The 17,059-nt window shown below is 66.0% G+C and carries 16 protein-coding genes; 10 read left to right on the forward strand and 6 right to left on the reverse strand.

Features of this window, described 5'->3' with window-relative positions; genetic code table 11:
• Positions 1-267 precede the first annotated feature (267 nt).
• From rpmH to ASE16_RS15765, 8 genes are all read left to right on the forward strand, one after another.
• Positions 268-405 (forward strand): 50S ribosomal protein L34, encoded by a 138-nt coding sequence (gene rpmH / locus ASE16_RS15735; RefSeq protein ID WP_055897189.1) that lies wholly within the window; start codon positions 268-270, stop codon positions 403-405.
• A 9-nt stretch (positions 406-414) separates the two neighbouring features.
• Complete coding sequence (rnpA, locus tag ASE16_RS15740) at positions 415-768, forward strand: ribonuclease P protein component (RefSeq protein ID WP_055897192.1); 354 nt, start codon at positions 415-417, stop codon at positions 766-768.
• On the forward strand, positions 765-1,076 hold the full coding sequence (gene yidD, locus ASE16_RS19500) for a membrane protein insertion efficiency factor YidD (RefSeq protein WP_082581513.1): 312 nt from the start codon (positions 765-767) through the stop codon (positions 1,074-1,076). Before rnpA ends, yidD begins: the two co-directional genes overlap by 4 nt.
• A gap of 7 nt (positions 1,077-1,083) precedes the next feature.
• Positions 1,084-2,046 (forward strand): membrane protein insertase YidC, encoded by a 963-nt coding sequence (gene yidC / locus ASE16_RS15745; RefSeq protein WP_055897196.1) that lies wholly within the window; start codon positions 1,084-1,086, stop codon positions 2,044-2,046.
• 13 nt (positions 2,047-2,059) lie between these two features.
• Positions 2,060-2,674 (forward strand): protein jag, encoded by a 615-nt coding sequence (locus ASE16_RS15750; RefSeq protein WP_082581514.1) that lies wholly within the window; start codon positions 2,060-2,062, stop codon positions 2,672-2,674.
• Between the two features lie 26 nt (positions 2,675-2,700).
• Positions 2,701-3,330, forward strand: a complete 630-nt coding sequence (rsmG, locus tag ASE16_RS19505) for a 16S rRNA (guanine(527)-N(7))-methyltransferase RsmG (RefSeq protein WP_082581592.1) — start codon at positions 2,701-2,703, stop codon at positions 3,328-3,330.
• A 1,765-nt stretch (positions 3,331-5,095) separates the two neighbouring features.
• Entirely contained in the window at positions 5,096-6,013 is a 918-nt protein-coding gene (locus ASE16_RS15760; RefSeq protein WP_055897202.1) for a ParA family protein, read from the forward strand.
• Positions 6,013-6,963: a ParB/RepB/Spo0J family partition protein gene (locus tag ASE16_RS15765; protein ID WP_055897205.1), complete on the forward strand. Its 951-nt coding sequence runs from the start codon at positions 6,013-6,015 to the stop codon at positions 6,961-6,963. The genes ASE16_RS15760 and ASE16_RS15765 overlap by 1 nt, the downstream gene beginning before the upstream one ends.
• 23 nt (positions 6,964-6,986) lie before the next feature.
• Here ASE16_RS15765 and ASE16_RS15770 read toward each other — a convergent pair whose 3' ends face one another.
• From ASE16_RS15770 to ASE16_RS15795, 6 genes are all read right to left on the reverse strand, one after another.
• Entirely contained in the window at positions 6,987-7,943 is a 957-nt protein-coding gene (locus ASE16_RS15770) for a D-alanine--D-alanine ligase (RefSeq protein WP_055897209.1), read from the reverse strand.
• A gap of 65 nt (positions 7,944-8,008) precedes the next feature.
• Complete coding sequence (locus tag ASE16_RS15775; protein WP_055897213.1) at positions 8,009-9,331, reverse strand: PLP-dependent aminotransferase family protein; 1,323 nt, start codon at positions 9,329-9,331, stop codon at positions 8,009-8,011.
• Between the two features lie 147 nt (positions 9,332-9,478).
• Positions 9,479-9,805 carry a thioredoxin gene (gene trxA / locus ASE16_RS15780; RefSeq protein WP_055897216.1) on the reverse strand — a complete coding sequence of 109 codons (327 nt, stop codon included), beginning with the start codon at positions 9,803-9,805 and terminating at the stop codon, positions 9,479-9,481.
• Between the two features lie 13 nt (positions 9,806-9,818).
• On the reverse strand, positions 9,819-10,805 hold the full coding sequence (trxB, locus tag ASE16_RS15785; protein ID WP_055897219.1) for a thioredoxin-disulfide reductase: 987 nt from the start codon (positions 10,803-10,805) through the stop codon (positions 9,819-9,821).
• Positions 10,806-10,880: 75 nt separating this feature from the next.
• On the reverse strand, positions 10,881-12,497 hold the full coding sequence (gene murJ, locus ASE16_RS15790) for a murein biosynthesis integral membrane protein MurJ (protein WP_055898868.1): 1,617 nt from the start codon (positions 12,495-12,497) through the stop codon (positions 10,881-10,883).
• Positions 12,490-14,841 (reverse strand): DUF6049 family protein, encoded by a 2,352-nt coding sequence (locus ASE16_RS15795; RefSeq protein WP_157480424.1) that lies wholly within the window; start codon positions 14,839-14,841, stop codon positions 12,490-12,492. The genes murJ and ASE16_RS15795 overlap by 8 nt, the downstream gene beginning before the upstream one ends.
• 111 nt (positions 14,842-14,952) lie before the next feature.
• Here ASE16_RS15795 and ASE16_RS15800 point away from each other — a divergent pair, with 111 nt between their 5' ends.
• Both ASE16_RS15800 and rpsF read left to right on the forward strand, forming a co-directional pair.
• Positions 14,953-16,380: a CCA tRNA nucleotidyltransferase gene (locus ASE16_RS15800; RefSeq protein WP_055897222.1), complete on the forward strand. Its 1,428-nt coding sequence runs from the start codon at positions 14,953-14,955 to the stop codon at positions 16,378-16,380.
• Between the two features lie 288 nt (positions 16,381-16,668).
• Positions 16,669-17,058, forward strand: a complete 390-nt coding sequence (rpsF, locus tag ASE16_RS15805) for a 30S ribosomal protein S6 (RefSeq protein WP_055897225.1) — start codon at positions 16,669-16,671, stop codon at positions 17,056-17,058.
• Position 17,059 lies beyond the last annotated feature (1 nt).

A 17,059-nucleotide genomic window follows, 5' to 3' on the forward strand; every position in this document is an offset into this window, starting at 1 on the left:
ATAACTTTGGTCCTCACGGTAACTTGTCCACAGGTTGTGGATCAAATTCATTTGCGGGCATACGGCGGCGCGTCGCTCCTCAGGTTCCTCCCATTCCTGTGCATAATCATTGGATTTGTCTCGGCTGGTTTGACCTCATCCCCCTGAGGTCGTAGTTTTAATCAGTTGACTTCAGCCGTTTTGGCTGCCCAAAAACTTTTCACGGCCTCCCCGTGCTGGATCTTGCATCAGCACCGGCCTGTTAAGAGACCACACGGAGATAGAGATATGAGCAAGAGAACCTTCCAGCCGAACAACCGCAAGCGTGCGAAGACCCACGGCTTCCGTCTGCGTATGCGCACCCGTGCGGGTCGCGCGATCCTCGCTGCTCGCCGCAGCAAGGGCCGCACGAAGCTCTCGGCTTAGCCTTCACCGGTGCTCGCCAAAGCCAATCGCATCACGCGGGGGGCGGACTACAAGGCGACTGTGCGTCGCGGGACTCGCTTCACCGGAGCGAATACCGTGACGTACATCCGTCGCAGTCCGGACCCGGATGTGGTGCGATTCGGCTTTATCGTGGGCAAGACCGTCGGGATCGCCGTGAGGCGCAATCTCGTGCGCCGGAGGTTGAAGGCCGTGGCGCACGAGGTACTCCCCCGGCTCACGCCGGGGACCGACATCGTGGTCAGGGCTTTGCCAGCGTCCACTCAAGCGGAGTGGGCTACCCTGCACGAAGAGATCTCCGCAGCAATCAGCCGATTCACCAGTAGAGGCAACGTCCGTCGATGAACACCGCATTCACTGCAGTGCTCCTTCTTCCGCGGAACTGTGCCGTTTTACTGCTTCGGGCGTATCGCGCGGTCATCTCACCTCTCTACGGAGACGTCTGCCGGTATTACCCGTCCTGTTCCGCGTACGCGTTGCAGGCCATCCAGGAGCACGGACTCGCGATCGGGACCGTGCTCGGTGTTCGCCGAATCGCCCGCTGCCACCCGTGGGCCGCGGGCGGGGTCGATGATGTCCCCCTCAAGAAGAAGCGTCGCTATCGGGTGACACCGTTCGGATTCGTCGTCGCCACAAGCCAGGGAAAGGCCTAGCAACAACATGGACATCATCGGCACGATTCTGTGGCCCATCAAGTGGGTCGTGGAGCTCATCCTCGTTGCCTTCCACTGGCTTTTCACGCAGATCGGCCTGGACCCGGCCGCCGGGATCACCTGGGTGCTGTCGATCGTCGGCTTGACGGTCGTGGTGCGCGCTGCGCTCATCCCGATCTTCGTTCGCCAGATCAAGAACCAGCGACGGATGCTCGAGATCGCGCCGCAGCTGAAGAAGATCCAGGAGAAGTACAAGGGCAAGAAGGACCAGTTCTCGCGTGAGGCCATGTCCCGCGAGACGATGGAGCTCTATAAGAAGACCGGCACCAACCCGCTGAGTTCCTGCCTCCCGCTCCTCCTCCAGATGCCCGTGTTCTTCAGCCTCTTCCAGGTGCTGAACGGTGCGCAGGGCGGTCACGCCGGCGTCGGCCCGCTGAACGCGGTGCTCGCAAAGCAATTCGGCGGCGCGACGCTGTTCGGTGTCGCTCCCCTGCACCAGAGCTTCCAGGGCGCGATGAATGCGCACCCGCAGCAGGTGGCCGTCATGGTCATCGCCGCGGTGATGGTCGTGCTGATGACCGGTTCGCAGTTCCTCACGCAGTTGCAGATCGTCTCCAAGAACATGTCACCGGAGACCAAGGCGAGCCCCCAGTTCAAGCAGCAGCGCATCCTGCTGTACTTGCTCCCCTTCGTCTTCCTCTTCTCGGGTTTCGCCTTCCCGCTCGGCGTCATGTTCTACTGGCTCACCTCGAACCTCTGGACCATGGGCCAGCAGTTCCTCGTCATCCGCAACATGCCGACTCCTGGGTCGGATGCGGCCAAGGCTCGCGAGGCTCGCCTTGCTCGTAAGGGCAAGCTCGTGCAGGAAGACGGCGCCGTCGTCCTCACTGTCGAAGAGGCCCCCAAGAAGACCACGCAGCGAGTTCAGCCTGTGAGCAAGAACCGCGCCAAGAAGCAGGCCGGAAACTAGTAGGGAATCCAGAATGACCGATGTGCAGCAGACCGAATCCGTCGTCGAGCCGGTGGTGACCGAGGATTCGGCTTCCGAGGCTTCGTTCGCCGGCGCCACCGAGGGTTCGCCGGAGGCCCAGGTTCTCGACGCCGGTGCGTCCGAAGGCCGCGAATACGCGGAGCCGACCGCCGCGCAGCTGGACCAGGAAGGCGACATCGCCGCCGACTACATCGAGGAACTTCTCGACATCGCCGACATCGACGGTGACATCGACATCGACGCTCGTAACGGACGCTCGTACATCTCGGTCAACGCTGACGAGAACGCCAACCTCCGTCTCCTCTCGAAGCCGGACACGGTAACGGCGCTGCAGGAGCTGACACGTCTCGCAGTGCAGAACAAGACGGGTTCGTTCTCCCGCCTGATCCTGGACATCGCGGGTTCGCGCGACGCCCGCCAGGCAGAGCTGGCAACGCTCGTCGACCACGCCATTTCGCGCATCGAGGAAGGCGCCGCTCAGGCTGCTCTCCCGGCGATGTCTTCGTACGAGCGCAAGCTCGTCCACGACATCGTGTCGGAGCGTGGCTTTGTGTCGAACTCGCAGGGCGAGGGCCGCGACCGCCACACGGTCATCACAAAGGCGTAGTTTCACGTGGAACGGTGGGGTTCGCGGTGAATGACGCCCTCGAAGTCGAGCCGGCTGCCGCCGCTGGTCTTTTCGGTCCGCAGATTGAGGTGGCCCGCAGGTTCACGGCCAACCTGGCTTCGCAGGGTGAAGAGCGTGGACTTATCGGTCCGCTCGAACTCCCCCGTCTGTGGTCCCGCCACATCCTGAACAGCGCAATCGTCGCTCCCCTCCTCCGCGCTGGACGTGTCGGGGACATCGGGAGCGGCGCCGGACTCCCGGGCCTGGTACTCGCTATCGCGCGTCCGGATGTCTCGTTCGTTCTCATCGAGCCGATGGAGCGTCGCGTCGCCTGGCTCAACGAGCAGGTCGCGGAGCTCGGCCTCACCAACGTGGATGTGATCAGAGCCCGTGCCGAAGACGTCCGCCTGGATGTTGCACTCGACCAGGTGACCGCCCGCGCGGTGAGCGCGTTCCGCAAGCTCCTCCCCCTCACCGCTCCCCTGCTCCGAGATGGCGGTGAACTCGTCCTGATGAAGGGCGCTGCCGCTCAGGCCGAGGTGGATGGGGCGACGAAGGAGATTCGCAAGTATAAAGTGCACGAAATCCAGGTTTTGACCCTTGGTCAGGACGTTCTGGACGAGGTCACGAGGGTGATTCGCGCGACCGTTCGCTAGCTTGAGGCGCTTAGGATCGCTCCTGTGGCGCTGAAGCGTGCGAGTTTTCGGGTGTTTATACCCTGAGTATGAGCCATATGAGGGCAGTTCACTGCCCGGAATGGACGCACGGGCGGCGGTTGGTGTTTCACGTGGAACGGTTTCGGAGCGGAGGTCAGTTCATTGCTGAGGGCCGAGTTTGAATAGGTACGATTTTCGCGAATGGGCCCGAGGTACCGTTGTTGCTTCACGGTGGATCAACTCGTCCGTGCCACTTGTCGAAGCGGCGACGGTAGCTGTGTCGCATGTGGTGGCTCGGTTTTGACGCATTCGAGGCGCGCGAAAGTTAACGCAGGGCTCAACCGACCTCAATAGAGCAGCCGCATTCCCCCGCGCTCGACCGTAGCCACTCGCGCCTGCAGCCTGAATCGAGCCACCGCGTGGATCATGACGAGCTTATGTGGCAGGCGGGGTGCGCGGGATGTGTATCGCGCCGGCGACTCGTTCTGGTCAACTCGGCACATGAACCACTGCCCATCTACTGGTGGCGTTTCACGTGAAACAGAGCGTATTGGAAAAGGAACCTCGAAGTAGTCCCGCTTCTGTCGGATGAATTCATCGCCCGTAACGGCCAGCTCAACATTCGGCGTCCGGGTCGGACGCTCCCTGCGCAGTTGCCCAGCACGATTGCACTCGCCTGCGGAGATTCCGCCCTGCAGCGTGATGCCGGTTGTGGACGGCGCCGCTGCCTTCGTGCGTTCGGCCGTGCCCGCTCGGTTGCCTCTTCCCCATCCGTCTTACGGCTTGCAAGCTTTGACACAGACCTCGGACTTTGCGCAGATCTACTGTCTCTCGAATGGTACGGCGCAGTTGCAGCGGGCCTCGCCGGCCCTACCCTCGCCGGACCCTGAGCCCTATCCTGCGTCCGCAGCGGCAGTCGGCGCAGAAATCGCGCAGGTGGATCACAATCGGAGCGGACTCCGAGATGATTGAGTAACCCTTGCATCCAGCGCCGCCACAAGTCAGTTGATTGCGGGGAACGGCATCCAGCTCGGCCTATGCGCGAATGCGTTGATTGGCGCGGGCGCCAGCTCTCCGCACCAGCAAGCGTGGGGCGCGGCCGACCTGGAGTAGCGACTTCGTCATTGGACCTCGTCCGCGAGTTCGGACGCGGGCCGGGGGATCGTTCGCCTGGGCGCGGGCCGTGGATTTCAGTATGTCGGCGCGGCCTTGATACGCCGATATTGGCCCACTTTGGCCAACTTTGGCGCGGAAGGGGCGAGGAAAGGAGGAACAGCGAGCGGTATCGAAACTGCGACGAGCGCGTGGGGTGGGTGAATGAATCCGCAGGGAGGGGGCGGACGTGGAAGGAGTGGAAGGCGCGGTGATGGATCTCGAAGGGCGGGGGAATGCGGCCTGTGGAGCGTAGCGAAACTGGATGCGCCGTTTCACGTGAAACCTCGCCTGCCGCCTGCCGCCTGCCGCCTGCCGACTCCGCACTGCGGGCTGCCCACGCCGCGTATCGCGAAAGGCAACTAGTTCGCCCCCTGCTTGCTGGCCCATGTCACGCGGGCCGGGAGCGTCGCCGTCGATCTCACCTACGGAACCCACGCGAACGAGGGCGCAACTGTCCACAGGATGCAGATATCCACAGCGCGCCGCGCAGCGGATCGGAGCCAGCCGCATCCGAGATAGAGTTGATTGACGGTCGCGGAGCGCGCGGCCTCCCCCGCACTTACTCCAGACACCCGGTGCCGTGCACCACGATCGAGCGACAAGGTTTCACGTGAAACAACCGGACCAGGATGCCCAGGTCGGAACGAGCCCTGCGAGCTTCGACGCATCCACGCCGTTGGCGCAGGAGATCCACGAACTGACGCGGCGCCGGGAGGCCATCGCGTCGGAAACGCTCCCCCTGCCGTCGCGCACCCGTATCTTCACGATCTCCAATCAGAAGGGCGGCGTCGGAAAGACGACGACCGTCGTGAATCTCTCGGCTGCGCTCGCCAAATCGGGGGCACGCGTGTTGGTGATCGACCTCGACCCTCAGGGGAACGCATCCACTGCTCTCAGCGTGGAGCACCGTGAGGGCACGCCGAGTGTGTACGACGTGATCGTCAACGACAAAGAGCTGGACGAAGTCATTCAGAAGTGCCCGGAGTTCGACGGGCTCTTTGTTGTTCCGGCCACGATCGACCTGGCCGGTGCGGAAATCGAGCTCGTTTCCATGGTTGCCCGCGAACAGCGGCTCGGTCGGGCGCTCACTCGGTTCCTGGAAGAATACGACTTCGATTACGTCCTGATCGACTGCCCGCCGTCGCTGGGACTCCTGACGATCAACGCATTTGTTGCTGCCACCGAGGTTCTGATCCCGATTCAGTGCGAGTACTACGCCCTCGAAGGCCTGAGCCAGCTCCTCAAGAACATCCAGCTCATCGAGCGGCACCTCAATCCCAAGCTGCAGGTCTCGACCATCCTCCTCACCATGTACGACTCGCGCACGAACTTGGCGCACCAGGTGGCGGAAGACGTGCGGGACCACTTCCCGAAGGAAGTTCTCAAGACGATCATTCCGCGCTCCGTCCGCATCTCGGAGGCCCCCAGCTACGGGCAGAGCGTCATCAGTTACGACACGAACTCGTCGGGGTCGCTTTCCTACCTGGAGGCGGCCGCGGAGATTGCACGCAGAGGAGCACCCCGCTAATGGCAGCGAAGCGCACAGGATTGGGCCGAGGAATCGGCGCCCTCATCCCCACCACCGACCAGTCGGCGCGGCCGGTCGACGTGTTCTTCCCCGAATCGTCCGGTGTGGCGGTCAAGGAAGACCTCGTCGCGGTTCCCGGAGCGCGTCTGGCGAACCTCTCCCCCGCGGACATCGTGCCGAACGCCGTTCAGCCGCGTACAGAGTTCGACCGCGAGGCGCTCGATGAACTCGTCGCGAGTATCCGCGAGGTGGGTGTGCTGCAGCCGGTCGTGGTGCGGCCCATCCCCGGCCAGACGGACAAATACGAGCTGATCATGGGCGAGCGCCGGCTGCGCGCGACCAAGGAGCTCGGTCTCGACACCATCCCGGCGGTCGTCAAGGACACCGCGGACGAAGACATGCTCCGGGATGCGCTGCTTGAGAACCTGCACCGGTCGCAGCTCAATCCCCTTGAAGAAGCCTCCGCCTACCAGCAGCTTCTCGCGGACTTCGGCATCACGCAGGAAGAGCTGGCCTCCCGGATCGGGCGCTCCCGGCCCCAGATCACCAACACGCTGCGCCTCCTGAAGCTGCCTTCGGCCGTGCAGAGCCGGGTCGCCGCGGGCGTTCTGAGCGCTGGACACGCGCGAGCCATCCTGTCGGTCGGCGACGAAGAGGCGATGAAGCACCTCGCGGACAAGATCGTCAACGAGGATCTGTCCGTCCGTGCAGCGGAGGCGGCGGCGAGCAAGAACCCGAAGCCGGTGCGCACCAAGGCCACGGCCGGGAAGCACCGCGGCCACCTCGATGAGATCGCCGACAAGCTCGGAGACCGGCTCAATACGCGAGTGAAAATCTCACTCGGAGCACGAAAAGGCCAGATCGTGGTCGATTTTGCGACGATTCAGGACCTCAACCGCATCCTGGATGAGATCGGCCAGCCGAGCTTCAGCGGGCCTACCTTCCGCTAGCCGGGAAGGCGAACACCACTCCCCTACGCGTCCGCGATAGCTGCCAGCGCAAGCGCTGCGTAGACATCCCCCAGGTCCCGACCCGCTGCGGCGATCGCCTGCGGCATGATCGAGGTCTCGGTGAGTCCGGGGAGAACGTTCGCCTCCAGGAACCACGGCACCCCGTCCGCATCCACGATCAGGTCGATGCGCGACAGGTGCCGCAGGCCGAGCGCGACGTGAGCGGTCGTTGCAGCCTCCGCGACCGCGGCGGCGGTCGTCTCGTCCAGTCGCGCCGGGGTGTAGAAGCGCGTCTCCCCGGCGTTGTACCGGGCATCGAAGGTGTACGCCCCGCCCACCGGCTCGATCTCGACCGCGGGAAGCGCCTCGGGACCCTCTCCCGTGTCCACGACGGCCACGGAGACCTCGATGCCGGAGACCTTGCGCTCGATCAGGGCCACATCGGCGTACGTGTACGCATCCACCATCGCGCGCGGCAGCTCGTCCGCCTTCTCGACGATCGTCACGCCCTGGGCGGAACCGCCCTGCGCCGGCTTCACGACGAGCGGGACGCCGAGGCCGTCGAGCACCGTCGCCAGCACGCTGTTCGCGCCCAGCTCCCTGAACGTTTCCTTCGGCAGCACGACGGATGCGGGCGTCGCCACCCCGGCGCGCGCCACGACCGTCTTGGCGGCGGGCTTCGACCAGGCGAGACGCGACGCGTCGGTGCGCGAGCCTACGAACGGGATGCCGGTCAGTTCCAGCAGTGAACGCAGCGCGCCGTCCTCGCCGCTCGCGCCGTGCAGGGCCGGCCAGACCACATCCGGCCGGTTCTCGGAGAGGAAGGCGAGCAGAGACGCATCAGGGTCACGGAAGGTCACCCGGTGCCCGAGCGAGTTCAGCGCGTCGGCGACGCGGCGACCACTGCGGAGCGAGATGTCGCGCTCGTGCGAGATCCCGCCGGCCAGCACAACGATGTCGAGAGCGGCGTTTTGTGCCATGATCAGCTCTTTCTTTGAGAACGAAGCGGGTTTGATGTCACGTCGCGGATGCGCGCGGGCGGCGATCAGCGCAGGTCGGTGGGCGGGTTCGGACTGTTCGTCTCACGACGAGATGAGAACAGCGGGCCGGTTCCGGCGAAGGTGTCCAGCAGGTCCTGCTCGCCGTTGATCACGTTCGCAAGCCTGCGCACCCCGACCCGGATACTCTCTGGCGTCGGGTAACAGAACGACAAGCGGATGTTCTGGGCGCCCGAGCCGTCCGCGAAGAACGCCGTTCCCGGCGTGTACGCGACGAGCTCCGTGACAGCGCGCGGGAGCATCGCCTTCGAGTCAAGGTGCGACGGCAACGTCAGCCACACGTAGAAGCCGCCATTCGGATTGGTCCAGGTCAGCTCGGGCAGATACTCCTCCAGCGCGGAGATCATCGTCTCCTTGCGTTCCCGGTAAACGCCGCGGAAGGTGTCGATCTGCGCCTTCCAGTCCGCGTCGCGCAGATACTCCGAGATCACCAGCTGGCTGAACGAGCTCGGGCTCAGTACGGCCGCCTCGTTCGCCAGGATCAGCTTCTCGCGGATCGCGTGCGGCGCCAGCGCCCAGCCAACCCGGAACCCGGGGGCCAGCGTCTTCGAGAACGTGCCGAGGTACACCACGCCGTCCTGCTCCACCGAACGCATCGCTTCAGGCGGGCGCGAACCGAAATAGAGCAGGCCGTACGGGTTGTCCTCGAGGACGAGGATGTCGTTGGCCTTGGCGATCTCCAGAATCTCCAGGCGGCGCTCCCAGCTCAGGGTCACACCGGCCGGGTTGTGGAACGTCGGCACCGTATACAAGAACTTCACCTTGCGGCCCGCGGCCTTCAGGCGCGCGATGTGCTCGCGGAGCGCCTCGGGGATGAGACCGTGCTCATCCATCGGCACGTGGTCCACCTCGGCCTGGTACGAGCGGAAGATCACCATCGCGGTGACGTAGCTCGGGCCCTCGGCGAGCACCACATCCCCCGGGTCGATGAACAGCTTGCTGAACAGCTCGAGCGCGTGCTGCGAGCCGGTGGTCACGACCACGTCGTCAGCGCTCGCCTTGATGCCCTCTAGCGCCATCACGTCCAGGATCTGCTCACGCAGCGCCGGAACGCCCTGACCGGAGCCGTACTGCAGGGCCACGGGACCCTGCTCGCGCATGACCCTGTCCATCGCGCCGACGACCAGATCCTCCGGGAGCGCCGCGACGTACGGCATGCCGCCGGCCAGGGAGACCACCTCCGGCCTGCTGGCGACGGCGAACAGGGCTCGGACCTCACTGGCGGCCAGGCCGCTGGTGCGCTGCGCGTAGTGGTTGTACCACGGGTCCAGATTGTTGCCGCGTGAAAGCGGGCTGCCCTGTTCAGTCACTTGTCTTCCGTTTCTTACGCCGTTTGCCAATGCTATTTGGGTGGTGCGCCGAGCCCGAAATCGGGGGATGCGCGAGAGTGCACGACCGAGTACAAAAAAAGACCCGCCCGGCATGTGTGCCGGACGGGTCTGTGAAGAGCTGGTCGGCTACGCGAGGTAGGCGGCCAGGTCGGCTTCGAGGGCAGGCTTCGGCTTGGCGCCGATGACGGTCTTGACGACCTCTCCGCCCTGGTACACCTTCATCGCGGGGATGGAGGTGATCTGGTACTTCGCAGCGGTCTGCGGGTTCTCGTCGACGTTGAGCTTCACGATCTCGATCTTGTCGGAGTGCTCAGCGGCGATCTGGTCGAGGATCGGGCCGACGGCGCGACACGGGCCGCACCACTCTGCCCAGAAGTCGACGAGGATCGTCTTCTCGCTGTTGAGGACGTCGCTCTCGAAAGAGGCGTCCGTGACCGAACGTGCTGCAGACATTTCTAGTTTCTCCTTATGCGGTGGTGGTGAGTTCGAGATCGCCGGACTCGACCTCGACGGTCTGGTCCAGCAGGTCTTTGGGGAGGGTCGTGAGGTAGTGCTCCGCGTCGAGAGCCGCCACGGTTCCGGATGCGGCTGCCGTGATCGCCTGACGGTACGACGGGTCGATCACATCACCGGCAGCGAACACACCGGCGACCTTGGTCTTGGACGAGCGCCCGGCGACCGCGATGGTGCCCTCCGGTGTCAGGTCGAGCTGACCGTGCACCAGGTGGACGCGCGGGTCGTTGCCGATCGCGATGAACAGGCCCTGGAGCTCCAGCGTGCTCTGCTCGCCGGACAGCACATCCCGAAGGGTGACGCTCTGCACGGTCTCCTCGCCGTTGATCGCGACGACCTCGGAGTTCCACACGAACTCGATCTTCTCGTTCGCGAATGCGCGGTCCTGCATGATCTTGGATGCACGCAGCTCGCCCTTGCGGTGGATCACGTAGACCTTGTCGGCGAAGCGAGTGAGGAAGTTGGCCTCCTCCATTGCAGAGTCGCCGCCGCCGACGACCGCGATCGTGCGCTCCCGGAAGAAGAAGCCGTCGCAGGTGGCGCACCAGGACACACCGTGTCCGGACAGGCGCTCCTCGTCGTGGAGACCGAGCTTGCGGTACGCGGAACCCGTGGCGAAGATCACCGAGAGGGCCTCGTGCTTGGCGCCGGAGCCCAGGGTGACGCTCTTCACGTCGCCGGTGAGGTCGACGGACACGACGTCGTCCAGGACGACCTCCGTGCCGAATCGCTCGGCCTGCGCCTGCATCTTGAACATGAGGTCGGGGCCCATGATGCCATCGGGGAAGCCGGGAAAGTTCTCGACCTCTGTGGTGTTCATGAGTTCGCCGCCCGCTTCGACGGAGGAAGCGATCAGCAGCGGCCGGAGGTTGGCGCGCGCGGCGTAGATGGCCGCGGTGTAACCGGCTGGGCCGGAACCGATGATGATGATCTGCCGCACGGCGGGAGCTCCTTGCACTATCTGTAACGGTCCAGAACCGGACCGCTGAGGTGTAGAACACATCCTAGGCGGATGCTATTCCGTTTCACGTGTGAGTTCGGAGCGGACGCCCAAACGGTTCAGAACCGGCGCAACACCGGCCTGCAGGTCGCGCGAACGCAGGAGTGTCAGGATGCCGATGTACACCACGAGCATCACCACTCCGACGACCGCGGAGGACACGACGGCGCCGACGATCCCGCTCACGGGGAAGGCGCCGGCATCCACCCCGCCCATGATCACGAGGAAGCCGCCGCCGGCCACCATCGCCGCCAGCGCGGCCACCAGGAAGCGCCACAGCCCGCTCAGGATGCGCCGCCCGTCAACTCCCCCGGTGCGGCGGCGCAGCAGAGCGAAGGCCAGAGCCGCCTGGGCGACGCTCGCCAGCGACACCACCAGGGCGACGGATGCGGCGCGCACCTCGGCGGGCACAGCCAGGCACACGAGCACGCCGATCACGATCACGACGACCTGCGCGAGCGTGAAGAAGAACGGTGTGCGTGTGTTACCCAGTGAATAGAAGGCGCGCTGGGCCATGAACACGAGCGAGAACGGCACAAGGCCCACCAGGTACGCGATCAGCACCCACCCGAACGCCTGGTAGTCGACGGTGAACACCCGCGCCACGGGGAACGCGACGACGACCAGCGCGGCGGCCGAGAAGGTGATCAGCAGCATGATCGAGCGGGTGGCGGAGGAGAAGTCCCTTCGGAAGGACGCGACGTCCCTCTGATGAGCGTGCTCGGCCATCCTGGTGTAGAAACTGGTCACGATCGAGACGGCGATGATGCCGTGCGGGAGCATGAAGATCAGCCAGGCGTTGTTCATCACGAACGGTCCGGCGTTTCCCGTGCCGGCCGAGTTGGCGACGTTGGTCTCGACCAGGCCGGCCACCTGCGTTGCGATCAGCATGGCGAACGTCCAGCCTGCCGCTTTGCCCGCGTGGCCGAGATTCACACCACGCCAGCCGAAGTCGAACCGGAACCGCAGACCGATGCGCCGCCAGAAGAAGAACAGGATGAGGGCCTGCACGGCCACGCCGAGCGTCGCACCACCGGCGAGCAGGGCGATCATGCCCGCCGTCCAGTCGTGGCTGCGGGTGCCGCTCGGGTCGGCGCCGAACGTCATGATGAACGCGACGAGCATCCCGATCGCGATGACGTTGTTGACGACGGGCGCCCAGGTGAACGGGCCGAACGACTTGCGGGCGTTGAGCACTTCGCCGAGCAGCGTGTACAGCCCTAGGAAGAAGATCTGCGGGAGCGACCAGTATGCGAACGCGGTCGCCAGGTCGGCTTTTGCGCCGCGGAGGCCGAACAGCGCGATCAGCACGGGCGACAGCAGCGTCGCGACGAGGGCGACGGCGGCGAACACGACGATGCCCAGCGTGACCAGCTTGTTGATGTACGCCTTGCCGCCGTCCGCGTTGACCGATGCGCGCACGATCTGCGGCACCAGGATCGCGTTCAGGATGCCCTGAGCGATGATCGCGTAGATGCTGTTCGGCACGATGGTCGCCGTGGCGTACGCATTGGACGCGAACGCGACGGCCCCGATCGCCTGCAGCAGCAGCCACGCCTTCGCGAAGCCCAGGATGCGCGAGACGAGCGTCCCCGAGGCGAGCACGGCGCTGGCGCGGCCGATGCTAGCCACGGGCGCCTCCGTCTGGCGGGGTCGTGGGGTCAGTGGGGTGCGCGGGATCGGCGGGGTGCTCTGGATCGGCGGGGTGCGCGGGATCGGCGGGCTGGGCGGCCGCGTCGTCGGCGTCGTCCGCGTCGCTCTCCGCATCCCCTGCCTGCTCCTTGCGGCGCTGGTCGCGGCGCCTCAGGATGTTGCGCACGATGCCGAAGCCGAACAGCAGCACGAGCAGGATGCCGAAGATCAGCGCGCCGATGCCCTCCCAGTCCGCGTGCACATCCACCGTCACGGCGCTCGGGTCGCCGATCGCCACGCCGGTGGGGCTGTAGAGGCGCAGGGACAGCACCACCTGGCCGTTGCCCAGCTTGGCCTTGACAGGAACCAGCATGGTTGCGCGGGAGTCCTGGGGGATGCGCTTTGTCGCGTTCTGGTCGATCTCGAGCCTGCTGTTGGATGGCGACGCGGTGAGCACCAGGTTCGCAGCCTCGTCCTTCAGCTCGTTGCTGACCGTGAACGGGATGGAGCCCTGCGCGCTGACCAGGTTGACGTTCTCTGTCGGCAGGATCTTGATCGAGTGCAGGGTGTCGGTCGTCGACTTCCTGGAGGCGGCGACCGCGGCCGTCCAGTCGGTGCGCGGATTCTGCCAGGACACGGCGAACAGCGTGAGCAGCTGGGCGCGGGTGCGACCCGTCATCGTCTCCGGCTTGTCGAGGACCGTCGCGAACGCGTCGATCGACTGCTCGTCCTGCACCAGCGCCTTGATGTTGTCGGTGCGCGTCTGCGGCTCGGGAGCGTCCGTCAGGGCCAGCCCGGAGGAGGACGGAGCAGACGACGTGGACGGCAAGGTTGACGGGGTCGACCACGGCGACGCGAACAGCGACTCCAGGGTGCGGCGCAGCTGAGTGCCGCTCGACGGCCAGGAGCGGTCGAACGAGACGAGCAGCTGCTTGGACTGCGAGCCCTCGGCGCTGATGAGTTCGAGCTGGGCGTTGACCTTCGACATGGCCGTGTTCCAGGCGACATCGCTCGGCGCGGACTCCGCCTGACGGATCGCGGTCGACAGTGCCTCGTCGGAGACCAGCATCTTGCCGCCGTCGAACGACAAGGTCGCGTTGGGAGTGCTCTCCAGCGTCTTCTGGTTGGTGTTCGATCCGGAGACGATCACGCTGCGCAGCCCTGCGGCGGCGAGCGGGCCGAGATCCGCTGCGCGCACCGTGTTGTCGCCAGGCCAGCCGATGCCGGTGAGCGAGTACTTCCAGGCCACCAGCTCGTCCAGCGTCGGCAGGGTGACGTCCGTGCCGTTGGTGGGCGTGGGCGTGGGCGTCTCCGCCGGAGGGGTGGGGGTGGCCGTGGACGGCTCTCCGACCGGCGTGGGGGACGGGGTGAAGTTCTTCGGGTCGAGCGCGTATGCGAGCGAGGTCGGCGCGAGCGGGGCCGGGATGCCCGCCTGGAGCTGGCCGGTGACGTCGGCGTCTCCGAAGCCGAGCGAGAAGGTGTCGTTCGGCAGGCCGGCGAGGCGGTTCAGCCAGTCGCTCGCGGTCGGCGGCGCCGCGTTGCCGAGCGCTCGGATGGACGCGACGATCATCGGGTCGATGCCGACCGTGACCGTGCTGTGGCCGATCAGGCCGTCCAGGTCACGGGTCAGGACACCGTTCGGTGCGGTGTACGTGGTGAGGTCGGCGGCCGAGATGAGTCCGTCGGAGGTGGAGGGGCTGACGATCGGCATGACGACGCTGAGCTCCGAGCGGGTGCCTGCGACGCCGGGGTTCCAGGTGACGCTGCCCCGCGCATCCACTGTCTTGTCGCCGGCGGAGACCGTGGCGCCGATGCCGTATACGGCCGAAGCGGGGTTGGTGCCGAACGGCACGGTCGCTGCGGGCACGGTGACTCGGACGACCGTGCTGGTGCCTGGCTCGAGGACGGTGACGGGGGCCTCGCCGATGGTCGTCTTGCCGGAGACGGCCGTGGTGGAGGTGAGCCAGGAGTCGAGCGAGGCGCGCGACTTCTGCGCGGCAGGGTCGAGCCAGAGAGTGACGGAACCCGCGGCGTATGAGCTGTCGGTGGGGTTGGTGACGGTGACGGAGACGACGAGATCCTGCGTCGGGGAGAGGACGCCGCCGTTGTCTGCGGCGAGGGAGGCGGAGATGTCGTCGGTCGAGGTGGCTGCGGCGACAGTGGATGCGGCGCCGGCGGTGATGCTGCTGCCCACGGCGGTGCTGTTGCCTGCTGCGCTCGCACCCGCATCCCGCACGGCGGCACTGGATGCGCCGGCCGGCACGAGCGCGACGGCAACGGTGGCGCAGACGAGCGCGGCGAGGCCTCTCACCCTCTGAAGTCGGGTGAATCGGGGTGCGCTCATGCGACGATGCACGATCCCGACTCGGCCTCCATGTCGACGATTCTAGAGGCCGCCCGCTGTGAGACCCCGACGAGCGCGCCAGCGGGAGCGCCCCTATTAAACTGGTGCACCATGCACAGCGTCGCCGATTCCCTCGCTCGCCTCGGCGACCTCGCCCGTTCGGCGACGGTCTCGACGCTGGCCTCCGCGTTCGCCGGAGCGGGGTACGAGCTCGCCCTGGTCGGCGGTCCCGTGCGGGATGCGCTGCTCGACCGCCCGGTGCACGACCTCGACTTCACGACCGATGCCAGGCCGGACGACATCCTGCGCGTCGTCTCCCCGCTGGCGGACGCAGTGTGGGACATCGGACGCCAGTTCGGCACGATCGGCGCCCGGTTCGGCGAGGACACGGTCGAGATCACCACGTACCGCACGGACAGCTACGACGGCACGACGAGGAAGCCGGACGTCGAGTTCGGCGACACGCTCGAGGGCGACCTCCTGCGCCGCGACTTCACCGTGAACGCGCTCGCCCTGCGCATCCCTGAGGTGAAGCTGGTCGACCCGTCCGGCGGGGTGGAGCACCTGCTGAGCCGTACGCTCACCACGCCGAGCACGCCGGCCATCTCGTTCGGCGACGACCCGCTGCGGATGATGCGGGCGGCCAGGTTCACCTCGCAGCTCGGTTTCACCGTCGACGACGAGACCAAGGATGCGATGGCCGAGCTGGCCGAGCGCATCGAGATCGTCAGCGCGGAGCGGGTGCGCGACGAGCTCAGCAAACTGCTCTGCACCGACGACCCCCGGCCCGGCATCGAACTGCTGGTGTCCACGGGGCTCGCTGCGCAGGTCATCCCCGAGATCCCGGCGCTGCGGCTGGAGATCGACGAGCACCACCACCACAAGGACGTCTACCAGCACAGCCTCACCGTGCTCGACCAGGCGATCGGCTACGAGAAGGAACGGCACCCTGGGGAGGCGCCCGACCTCGTGCTGCGGCTCGCCGCGATCCTGCACGACATCGGCAAGCCGGCGACGCGCAAGCTGGAGCCGGGGGGCGTCGTCAGCTTCTACCATCACGACGTGGTCGGGGCGAAGCTCGCGAAGAAGCGGCTGACCGCGCTGCGGTTCGACAAGGCGACCATCGACTCGGTGTCCAGGCTGATCGAACTGCACCTGCGGTTCTTCGGATACGCGGACGCCAGCTGGACGGACTCGGCCGTTCGCCGCTACATCCGGGATGCCGGGCCCGAGCTGGAGCGGCTGCACATGCTCACGCGCGCCGACGTCACCACCCGCAACCGGCGCAAGGCCGACAGGCTCGGGTTCGCGTACGACGATCTCGAGGCGCGCATCGCCGAGCTGAAGGAGAAAGAGGAACTGGATGCGGTGCGTCCCGACCTCGACGGCGAGCAGGTCATGCGCATCCTGGGTCTCAAGCCGAGCAGGGAGGTGGGGCTGGCGATGAAGTTCCTGCTGGAGCTGCGGCTCGACGACGGCCCGCTCGGCGAGGAGGAGGCGACCAGGCGTCTGCTGGCGTGGTGGGACGAGCAGCACTGACGGACGGTTCTGACGGGCGGCGCCTGGCGGTTTTCCACAGTGTGCCCGCCGGGCGGGTTGTCCACGGTTCCCTGACCCGCTGTTCCAGCCTGAGCGGTTCCCCATGATGGTGGATGCATGACCAACGCACTCCTCGAAGCCCCGTCCCCTGCCGCCGACTGGCGCGACACGCCCGCGTCCGCTACGCTGGACAGGTTGTCTGGGCAGACGTATGCCCGCACGACAGATGTAGAACCCTCCTGCTACAGACCGTCTGTAGCCGCCAAGTCCAAAGGAGGTGGGTTAGTCATGCATCAGTACGAGTTGATGGTCATCCTCGATCCAGAGATCGACGAGCGCACCGTTGCTCCCAGCCTTGACAAGTTCCTCAACGTCGTTCGCGACGCAGGTGGATCCGTCGACAACGTCGACATCTGGGGCCGCCGTCGTCTCGCCTACGAGATCAACAAGAAGACCGAGGGCATCTACGCCGTCGTTCAGCTGACCTCGAACGGTGAGACCACCAAGGAGCTCGACCGCCAGCTGAAGCTGAGCGAGGCCGTCATGCGCACCAAGGTCCTCCGTGCGGAAGAGGCGATCGCTCAGGTCGCCGCCGCTGCGAAGCTCGCCGACGAGAAGGCCGCCCGCAAGGCTGCCGCTCCCGCCAAGGCTGCCGCCGCCGACAAGGCTGGCGCCTAGT

It is taken from the genome of Leifsonia sp. Root227 (genome assembly GCF_001428745.1).
In the GTDB taxonomy this organism is placed as follows: Bacteria; Actinomycetota; Actinomycetes; order Actinomycetales; family Microbacteriaceae; genus Leifsonia.

Bases quoted from the DNA above. Each gene is read 5' to 3' on its own strand.
- ASE16_RS15800 (WP_055897222.1), top strand. From the start codon at position 14,953: ATGCACAGCGTCGCCGATTCCCTCGCTCGCCTCGGCGACCTCGCCCGT.
- ASE16_RS15765 (WP_055897205.1), top strand. From the start codon at position 6,013: ATGGCAGCGAAGCGCACAGGATTGGGCCGAGGAATCGGCGCCCTCATC.
- ASE16_RS15795 (WP_157480424.1), bottom strand. From the start codon at position 14,841: ATGAGCGCACCCCGATTCACCCGACTTCAGAGGGTGAGAGGCCTCGCC.
- yidC (WP_055897196.1), top strand. From the start codon at position 1,084: ATGGACATCATCGGCACGATTCTGTGGCCCATCAAGTGGGTCGTGGAG.
- ASE16_RS15750 (WP_082581514.1), top strand. From the start codon at position 2,060: ATGACCGATGTGCAGCAGACCGAATCCGTCGTCGAGCCGGTGGTGACC.
- rpsF (WP_055897225.1), top strand. From the start codon at position 16,669: ATGCATCAGTACGAGTTGATGGTCATCCTCGATCCAGAGATCGACGAG.
- rpmH (WP_055897189.1), top strand. From the start codon at position 268: ATGAGCAAGAGAACCTTCCAGCCGAACAACCGCAAGCGTGCGAAGACC.
- ASE16_RS15770 (WP_055897209.1), bottom strand. From the start codon at position 7,943: ATGGCACAAAACGCCGCTCTCGACATCGTTGTGCTGGCCGGCGGGATC.
- yidD (WP_082581513.1), top strand. From the start codon at position 765: ATGAACACCGCATTCACTGCAGTGCTCCTTCTTCCGCGGAACTGTGCC.
- trxA (WP_055897216.1), bottom strand. From the start codon at position 9,805: ATGTCTGCAGCACGTTCGGTCACGGACGCCTCTTTCGAGAGCGACGTC.